This is a genomic window from Spiroplasma endosymbiont of Cantharis lateralis, assembly GCF_964030855.1.
Classification (GTDB): domain Bacteria; phylum Bacillota_I; class Bacilli_A; order Mycoplasmatales; family Mycoplasmataceae; genus Spiroplasma_A.
In genome coordinates this window covers 36,370-45,162 of the sequence record NZ_CAXIQF010000001.1, presented here as the reverse complement: position 1 = coordinate 45,162, position 8,793 = coordinate 36,370, and the positions used below count along the sequence as shown (strand labels likewise).

Below are 8,793 nucleotides of genomic sequence, written 5' to 3'. Positions count from 1 at the left end.
TGTTATCAAATGTTATGGGTATAAATCCAACAATGGATCTTTCTGTTCTAGGAGGAATCATTGTAGGGTCCTTAACAGCTATCATACATAATAGAACTTATAATATAAATGTTCCTAGAATGTTATCTTTTTTTGGAGGAGAAAAGTTTGTACCAATTGCAACTTTTTTTATGGGAATAGGATTAGGTATTATTATTTTCTTTGTTTGACCAATTATAATGTTAGGTTTATTTCAAGTTGGTTCAGGTTTAGGGAATTGAATGAATGTTGGAAGTAAAGAGGAATATGCAAGAACATCAGGTTCGATTGCAGCATACTTTTTTGGAGTTTTTGAACAATTATTAATACCGACAGGATTACATCATGTTTTTTATACTCCATTTTGATTTACATCAGTTGGTGGCACATGATATGCTCCAGAAATATCTGATGGAGTTATAACAGGGTGGAATTTATCTCAAGGAGCTTATACCATATTCTTTGAACAAATGAACTGAGTTGGAAGAAGCTTTGAACTATCTGAAAGTGCTTATCAAAGTATTATAGATAATAATATGACAAGTTACTTAGATATTATTTATAAAAGTGATAATGCTTGATATATATCATTTAATCACTTTACTACAGAAGTAGGAACAGGATTTATGAGTGGAAGATTTGCTGTATATAACTATGGTCTTCCAGCTGCTGGTTTAGCTATGATTTTTCTAGCTAAACCAGAAAATAAAAAGAAGTTACAGGAATTTTAGGTTCTGCAATAATCACGTCTATGGCAACTGGCATTATTGAACCTCTGATATTTTCATTTATATTAGTTGCTCCCATACTATTTGGAGTTCATGCATTAATTGGAGGTTTTAGTTATTTATTTGCATATCTCTTAAACGTTCAAGCAGGTAATGGTTTTACAGCAGGAATGATTGATTATGTATTCTTTGGTTTAATTCCTGGTTATTCAAGTGGAGTAAACATTATTGGTGAAAGTGAGGGAAGTATTTTTGGGATGTTTGCAGGAAGAAACGGTGCCTTATGAATAATAATTTATGGTGTATTAATAATTGGTCCAGCATATTTTATTTCATTTTGAGCACTAATTAAATTTAAAAATCTTAAAACACCAGGAAGAAATTTTGAAGATAGAAGATGTGGCTCTAGAAAAAACTAAAGAGTCCTTAAATAAAAATAAAACAAATAAGGAAAAATTAAATGGTAAAGAACAAGTTAAAAAAATAATTGAAGGATTGGGAGGAAAAGAAAATATAATAGAAATTAATAATTGTGCTTCAAGATTAAGAATTAATGTTAAAGATCCAAAATTAATAAATGATAATTTATTAAAGGAAACCAAAAATATGGGAGTCATAAAAAAAGGTCAAAGTATTCAAATAATTTACGGACCTCACGTTTCAAATATTTCAATAAATGTAAAGGAAGAATTAGGTAAATAATATGAAAGAAAAGTTGCAGTCTCAATATATGTATTTAATTTTTTAGAAATAGGTAAAAAAATTGATGAGTTAGTTATTGCCGGTGTTGATTGAATTCATGTTGATATAATGGATGGTAATTTTGTAAATAACTATGCTTTATGTCAAAAAATTTGTGGAGATATTAAGGATAAGTATAAAAACTTAATTATTGATGCTCATTTAATGTGTTTAGAACCACAAAGATATATTAAATCCTTTGCAGAAAATGGAGTAGATCATTTTAATTTTCATTTTGAATCAATTACAGATAAAAGTGAGAAAAATATTATTCATATTATTAATGAGATAAAAAAAAGTGGTATGAAAGTAGTTTTGGCAATAAATCCAGAAACTAATCCAATAATTTTGAAACCTTACCTTGATTTACTTGATGGTGTAATGTGTATGTCTATTAAACCAGGTTTTAATGGTCAAAAGCTTAATGAAATAGTTTATGAAAATTTAAGGTATCTTTCAGATTATAAATTTAAAAAGAATTAAATTATTTTATACAAGTTGATGGAGGAGTAAGGGAAAATACATACCAAAAATTGAAGTTAAAAGGTGCAGAAATTTTAGTTGTTGGAGCATTTATAAATAATAAGGAAATTAATTTAAAAGATCAATTAGAAAAAATTGAAAGGGAAGGATAAAATGAAAATTGCAGTTGGTAGTGATCATGTAGGTTTAATTTTGAAAGAACCAATTAGAGAATGATTCTATGAACTTGGTTATGAATTAATAGATGTTGGAACCAATGAATTTGAAAGAACTGACTATCCTATATATGGTAGGAAAGTTGCTCAACTAGTTGCTGATAAAAAAGTGGATTTTGGAATTATTTTTTGTGGAACAGGAGTTGGAATTTCATTAGCAGCAAATAAAATAAAAGGCGTAAGAGCAGTTGTTTGCAGTGAGCCATATAGTGCAAAACTTTCAAAGGAACATAATAATACAAATATTTTATCACTAGGTTCAAGAGTTGTAGGTTTAGAACTTGCTAAAATGATAATTAGTGAATGGATTAATGCTACTTTGAAGGTGGCAGACATCAAAAAAGAATAGATATGTATTAATAAAACTTAAATAATTAAAAATTTTAATAAAAAAAGTACTTTTTTAAGTACTTTTTTTATTAATAAGCCTTGAAATCTGTAGTGTAACCTTTTTTCGGACACATTTTAAAAATACTTTATATATTGATATAAAATATTTGTGAACGAAGAGAGGTTTTATTTTGACTAAGTATTCAATCAATCAAAAAATTGAATTAGTATTAAATTTTACAAATCTAATTTGTTATTAGCACAGTATTCAAAAGCAGTAGGAATTGATAAATCAAGATTGAAAAACTGAATAAAAATTTATGACGAAAATGGAAGAAGTGGATTTAAAAAATCCTTTAAAGCCAATAATGAGGAGATTATAAATTTAAAAATAGAGCTTAAAAAATCAAAAGAGAGAGTGAAGACTTAAAATTAAGAGATGAAATGTTTAAAGAATTAAGAGAAATGATTGATAGAAAGAAGTAAATAAGTGAGAGTTAAATACATTTAAATCAAAAGTAGTTTATAACTTTACAATTAAATACCCAAATATTGCAATTAGAAGACTTTGTAGAATAATTGATTTAGCAAAAAGTACTTACTATGATTGATTATCAAAAGGTAAACCAAAAATTAAGGCAATTAATTGAGGTTTGGTTTTGAGAATTAATGATGTTTATAAAAATGAAGTTAAAATCTATGGTTCTAGAAGATTAATGAAGTATTTAGATCTAAATTGTAGTCATAAAAAAGTTTTGCGAATAATGAAGTTTTTAAAGTTAAAACCTAATAACTATAAAATACAAAAGAATAAATCAGTTACTCCAGAAAAAAATGGTAAGTATCCTAGATTATTTAAATATCAAACAGATTTGAAAAATTATGGAGATATTTTCTCTGTTGATATTACCGAGAAAATAATAGCAGGATGCAAACTATACACTTGCGCCTTTTATCATGTAAACACTAAAAAAGTTTATGGTTTGGTAACTAAAAATATTAAAGGTATGAAATTAGTATTAGAGTCATTTTTTAATATGGTTAATGAATTTGGAACATTTAAACCAAACTCAATTATTCACTCTGATAATGGCTCAGAATTTAAATCTTATCAATATCGCTTAGCTACAATGTGATTTGATTTTGGCTTAAGTATGTCTAGAATTGGTAGATCAACGGACAATGGATATATTGAAGGTTTTTGAAGTACTCTTAAAAGAGAAGCAATCAAGGAAGGTTATAAATACAATGTTGTAAATGAATATATTTATAATTTGAAAATGTATCAATATTTTTATAATAATAATAGAGTTAGTTATAAAATATAGGTGTCCGAAAAAAAGGAACAGTACATAAGCCTTGAAATCTAAGTTTTTAAGCTTTACTTTATTTTTTTTAATATAAAAGTGTGTTATAGTAAGTATTTATAAGGAGAATTTAAATGAAAACATTAATAGAGATAAATAATATTTCAAAAGCCTTTGGTAAAAAAGTAATTTTTAAAGATTTTAATTTAGAAATAAAAGAAGGTCAAAAAGTGGCTTTAATGGGTGCAAATGGATGTGGTAAGACAACTTTAGTTGAAATGATTGCTCAATTCTCAAAACCAGATTTGGGAGAAATTAAGATTCACTTAGAAGATAATATTAAACAAGAAATTGGGATTCAATTACAGGAAGGTAATTGACCTACAGGAATTACAGCACATAATATGTTAGATTTTTATAAAGCAGTATATCCAAAATTAACAAAAGAGTGAGAAGAAAAAATAAAAAATGTCTTTGAAATTGATGAGTTTATTGACAGACCTCTTAAAAAATTAAGTGGAGGGCAAAGACAAAGATTTAATGCAATGATTTCAATTATGAATAATCCAAAAATTATAATATTAGATGAATTAACAACTGGATTGGATATGGAGTTACAATTTAAAATAATTGATTTTTTTTCAAAAAACACGAAAGAATTTAATCAAACTTTATTATTAGTTTCACATCACCCTGAAGAAGTTGAAGAAATGTGTGATCGTTTAATTATTATAAAAGATAGTAAAGTTTTTTATGATGACTCAATAGTTAATACAATTAAAAAGCACAAATCAGTTAGAGCATTAATGGATAAGTTCTTTAAAGGAGAAATTTAAAATGAATAAATTAAAAAAACAAAAGGATTTAAATATTAAAAAACAAATTAGTATTTTTAATAATTTGTCTCTGTTACTTTCTAAATCTTTTATTAAAGAACCAAAGTCAATAATTTTTATGATTGTTGTTCCAATCTTCTTCAATATTATGTTCTTCTTTATAATGGGAGAAAAGTCAGGCCAAGGTCACTCAATTCTATTTGCCTATACATTACTACCATGTCTTACAATTTTAACTCTACTAGCACCAGCTGTAGTAGAATGGAAAAACTCTGTTTTCTTAAAAAGAATTGATATAACTGGAATAAGAAAAGGGATGTTCATAGGAGCACTTTGATTTGTATATTTAATAGCTGGCATAATAGCATTTATATTAATGATGATCTTTAATTTAATATTTTCTGAAATTTATAGTTTAGCTTTAAATGACAACCAACCAACTTTTGCAAAACTATTAGGAGATGTTCATTGAGGTTATTTAATATTGTCTATGATTTTAATTACTCTAACTTCAATTGCTTTAGCTACATTATTTGGTGGATTATTTAGTTCTGTGGGTTCAATGCAAGGAATGATTATGATGATTTACTTTTTTAGTATATTTTTATCAGGAATAATGTTACCACCAGAAACATTTGAATCTAGTAAAGGAATGATTATATTTACATATTTTATTCCTCATAAATATGCAGTCTTTATATTCTTATATGCCACAAGAGGATGAAGTGGGGATGGATGAGATAGTGAATTTAATTGACATGAAAAACTTGGAGATGGTTCAAGAGACTTCACTGCAACTTGACAGCCAGTGCTTGGAGCAATATTAATACTGATAACAATTTTTGTAATCACTACTTTAACTTTTAAATGAACAGCAAAAAAATAAAAATGAACATATTAAATAATTTTTGATAACTAATTTTAGTTATCTTTTTTTATTTATATGTTCATTTTAAAAAGCCTTATTTTACATGTAAATTTGTAGCTTCTTTTTTTAATTTTTTCATATCTTTTTTTAAATTTGAAATTTTATCTTCTGCTTTTTTATAAGCATCTCGACCTGTAAAAATATGAAGAGGTGGTTTTGAATCTTTATTAGTTAAATTAATAATAAATTCACAATATTTTTCTGGATCACCATCTTGTTGTTTATTAAATTTGGCAATTCCATCAAAATAAGCATCTCTTGCTATTTTATAGTCTTCAATTTTACTTTCTCCAGTTACCATTGAAGTTGCTTCTAAAAAGTTTGTTCTAAAACCTCCAGGTTTTATACAACTTACACTGATATTTAAATTTTCAAGTTCATGACTTAAAGCTTCTGTTCAACCATCAGTTGCAAATTTAACAGCTGCATATGTAGAAATATATGGATCTCCTACATAACCTCAAACTGAAGATGTTGTAAAGATATGCCCAGATTTTTGTTTTCTCATATATGGTAATGCTGCTCTAGTTGCATTCAAAGTTCCAAAAAAATTAATTTCAAAACACTTTCTAATTTCTTCATCAGTTGTTTCTTCAAAAGTCCATAGTTGACCATATCCCGCGTTATTTAGTAAAATATCAATTGAACCAAACTTATCAAAACATTGTTTCATTGCTTTATCTAGTTCCTTTTGTTTTGATAAATCAACTTTTACAGCTAATAAATTATCATTTTTACCAATTTCTTTAACTATTTTTTCTGGACTTCTACTTGTTGCTAAAACACAATGTCCTTTTTCTAACAATTTCTTAACAAATATTAGGCCAAATCCTTGACTTGCACCTGTTATAAATCACACTTTGTTTTTCATAAATTAATTTCTCCCTTAATTATTTTATTATTATACAACTTAAATAGGGATAATTAACTTAAAACTAAATATATACTTTTATTAATGTGTGTTAATTATAATAGGAAATAATTAACACCCTCTAATAATAAAAAAAAAAAAAAAAGCAAAGCAAAATATTAATTTAAAAAAAATTTTACTAATTGTAAAACTTTTCCTAAAACATTTTTAAGTGGAGTATTTATTTTTAACTTATAAAAGTGTATAGATTTTTTCTTCTTTTTTTGAAACAATCTTATTGAAGGAGATTTAATCTTCTTCACAAATGTTTTTCTCATATTACTAATACTCTTAAATAAATAAACAACAAATAGGAAATTTCTTTGTTCTTAATTCCTGTTTTATAATTATTTATAAATTTACTATTTACTTATATAACTACTCATAGTTTTCCAAATAAATTTTTAAAAGTATTAGTCTTAAAAAATATTTCCAATAACCAATGTTATGTCCTTAATATTGGTTATTTTTTTTGTTTTTTTACAGTTTATATAATAATTCTTTTAAATAATAAAAACTTATGATTATAGGTATATAACTTTTTAGCAAAAAACTAAATAATGAAAGTGTAAAGGATTTAAAGGTGTTAAATATGTCTAAAAATATATTTTATGACAATGCAGTTTTAATGGTGGATTTACTTGGTGGTAAAGAAAATATTAAAGAAATCCAACATTGCGCAACAAGATTAAGATTTGTATTAAAAAATGATGATAAATTTGACTTAGAAAAAGTTAAAAAACATCCTTTATTTAAAGGTTATAAAAAACAAGAAAATCAACATCAAATTATTATTGGTACAGGAGTTGTTGATAAACTTTATAAACAAATAGAAATTGTAATTGACACTAAAAATACTGATGGAGATTTAAAAATTGAAAATAAACAGCCATTATGAAGAAAAGATGTTTCTGTAAAATCTAACTTGTTTATGATTTCAAAAAATGGAATGAATTCATTTGCATCAATTTTTGTACCATTAGTTCCTGTTTTTATTGCTGGGGGAATGTCTTTAGCACTTAAATCCTTAATTGGTTCATTTGCTCCATCTTCAGGTTTTACAAAATTACTTGATGTAATTGGAGGAGCAATTTTAGGATCAATTCCCGCATTTGTTGGTTATACTGCTGCAAAAAAATGAGGAGGTAATCCTTATTTAGGAATGGCTATGGGGCTTGTATTGATATCTCCAGGTTTATTAAATAGTTATTCAACAAGTACTCCAGTTTTATTAGGATTTGATTTAAACACTTCTGCAAGTGCAATTGAAAATGCTAGACAGCTTGCTTTTAGTGAATATTTATTGAATAATAATTTACCTATTATTGGTCCAGAAGATCAGGGTTATTTAGAAGCACTAAATAAAACAGTAGGTGTTTATTACTATATTTTTGGTGGTGGTGCAGGTGAATTTTTCAAAATTAAATTAATAGGTTATCAAGCTCAAATAGTGCCTGTTTTATTAGTTTTAGCTCTTTCTGTAAATTTAGAACGACTTTTAAAAAAAATTACTCCTAATGTAATTGCTATATTAATAATTCCATTAGGAACAGTATTAATTTCATCATGATTAGCTTTTTGAGTAATCGGACCATTAGGACAAATTATTGGAAAAGGGATATCAATTGGTTTAGCAGGAATTTTTAAATATACAAATTGAAGTTTTATTGGATTTGGGGGAATGATATTTGCTTTCTTTTATCCTTTCCTTGTTATTACAGGTTTACATCAAGGTTTTTTACCAATTGAAACTCAACTATTAGTTGATAGTCAATTAAAGTATGGTCACTCATTTTCATTTATAACTCCAGTTGCTTGTGTATCAAATATTGCACAAGGAACTGCAGCGTTAATGTTAATTTTCTTTGTAAAAAAAGATAAGGAACAGATTACAAAAGCAAGTTCAAGTGCAATTGGTGGTTATACAGGTATAACTGAACCAGCTATGTTTGGAATTAATTTACAAATAAAACCTTTATTTATTGCAGCTGCAATTGGAAGTGGTATTGCTGGTTGATGATTAGGAATGACACATACAGTTGCAAATTCCTTGGGAAGTGCAAGTTGAATTGGTCTTGTTCAATTTGATTGAACAACAAGTCATACAATTAATTACTTTAATCAGGAAGGAATTAATTCGGTATTACAATCAGTTCCTATGGGTGCACATATCTCTATTGCTATGTTAATTTCGGGTTTATCAACGGCTGGAATTAGTACTGGGCTATTGAAAACCAAATGGGGGAAAAAGTCTCTTGAAAACTACTTAAAGTAGTATAATAAGTGTAATAAAGGGA

General features: G+C 26.4%; 9 protein-coding genes and 2 pseudogenes. 10 read left to right on the top strand and 1 reads right to left on the bottom strand.

Translation table 4 applies throughout. The features are described 5' to 3' along the window. The 9 genes and pseudogenes from AAHM99_RS00195 to AAHM99_RS00155 form a co-directional block, all read left to right on the top strand. Positions 1 to 749 (top strand): PTS transporter subunit EIIC (locus tag AAHM99_RS00195; RefSeq protein ID WP_342274798.1); only part of this gene is annotated, 749 nt, incomplete at its 5' end. Between the two features lie 20 nt (positions 750 to 769). Further along, positions 770 to 1,165 (top strand): PTS sugar transporter subunit IIBC family protein, encoded by a 396-nt coding sequence (locus AAHM99_RS00190; protein WP_342274797.1) that lies wholly within the window; start codon positions 770 to 772, stop codon positions 1,163 to 1,165. Then, the gene (locus AAHM99_RS00185) at positions 1,131 to 1,448 is read left to right on the top strand and encodes a PTS sugar transporter subunit IIB (RefSeq protein WP_342274796.1); all 318 of its coding nucleotides are present in this window, start codon (positions 1,131 to 1,133) and stop codon (positions 1,446 to 1,448) included. Before AAHM99_RS00190 ends, AAHM99_RS00185 begins: the two co-directional genes overlap by 35 nt. Positions 1,449 to 1,469: 21 nt before the next feature. Next, a pseudogene (locus AAHM99_RS00180) lies at positions 1,470 to 1,970 on the top strand (ribulose-phosphate 3-epimerase); the annotation flags it as partial. A 153-nt stretch (positions 1,971 to 2,123) separates the two neighbouring features. Further along, positions 2,124 to 2,545 (top strand): annotated as a pseudogene (gene rpiB, locus AAHM99_RS00175) (ribose 5-phosphate isomerase B). Between the two features lie 220 nt (positions 2,546 to 2,765). Beyond that, positions 2,766 to 2,945: a hypothetical protein gene (locus AAHM99_RS00170; protein ID WP_342274794.1), complete on the top strand. Its 180-nt coding sequence runs from the start codon at positions 2,766 to 2,768 to the stop codon at positions 2,943 to 2,945. Between the two features lie 334 nt (positions 2,946 to 3,279). Then, entirely contained in the window at positions 3,280 to 3,843 is a 564-nt protein-coding gene (locus tag AAHM99_RS00165) for a DDE-type integrase/transposase/recombinase (RefSeq protein ID WP_342274793.1), read from the top strand. Positions 3,844 to 3,956: 113 nt separating this feature from the next. Next, entirely contained in the window at positions 3,957 to 4,658 is a 702-nt protein-coding gene (locus AAHM99_RS00160; protein WP_342274792.1) for an ABC transporter ATP-binding protein, read from the top strand. Between the two features lies 1 nt (position 4,659). Further along, complete coding sequence (locus AAHM99_RS00155; RefSeq protein WP_342274791.1) at positions 4,660 to 5,544, top strand: ABC transporter permease; 885 nt, start codon at positions 4,660 to 4,662, stop codon at positions 5,542 to 5,544. 76 nt (positions 5,545 to 5,620) lie between these two features. Here AAHM99_RS00155 and AAHM99_RS00150 read toward each other — a convergent pair whose 3' ends face one another. Further along, positions 5,621 to 6,457 carry an SDR family oxidoreductase gene (locus tag AAHM99_RS00150; protein WP_339030843.1) on the bottom strand — a complete coding sequence of 279 codons (837 nt, stop codon included), beginning with the start codon at positions 6,455 to 6,457 and terminating at the stop codon, positions 5,621 to 5,623. A gap of 631 nt (positions 6,458 to 7,088) precedes the next feature. Here AAHM99_RS00150 and AAHM99_RS00145 point away from each other — a divergent pair. Further along, the gene (locus AAHM99_RS00145) at positions 7,089 to 8,771 is read left to right on the top strand and encodes a PTS transporter subunit EIIC (protein WP_342274790.1); all 1,683 of its coding nucleotides are present in this window, start codon (positions 7,089 to 7,091) and stop codon (positions 8,769 to 8,771) included. Positions 8,772 to 8,793: the final 22 nt, after the last annotated feature.